General features: G+C 57.0%; 1 protein-coding gene. It reads left to right on the top strand.

The window, feature by feature from the left end; all coding sequences use genetic code 11:
• Positions 1–14: 14 nt before the first annotated feature.
• On the top strand, positions 15–279 hold a 265-nt coding region (locus E5W87_RS35805; protein WP_292408781.1), incomplete at its 3' end, for a transposase.

Genomic DNA, 279 nt, shown 5'->3' with positions numbered 1-279 from the left:
TATCAGCAGCGGCCGTGCGGACCGGGCGGAAGATATACTCTGAAAAGGAGCGCGCCCATAAGCTCGCCCAGATCGAGAATTCGATCAGTGGCGGCGCCACTCATAAGAGCGCCGTAAAGCAGGCCGTCATATCAGAACAGACCTATTATCATTGGAAGAAGGCTGCCGCGCCTGCATCGGATGGTGACGATCTAAAGGACCTGGTCGCGCTCGAGGAAGAAAACAAGCGACTGAAGAACCTGCTCGCGGAACGCCTGCGCAAGGAGAACGCGGAACTGA

Source organism: Mesorhizobium sp., from assembly GCF_004962925.1.
GTDB lineage: Bacteria > Pseudomonadota > Alphaproteobacteria > Rhizobiales > Rhizobiaceae > Mesorhizobium.
Note: the sequence above shows the minus strand (reverse complement) of the source record. Positions and strands in the feature narration are given on the sequence as shown.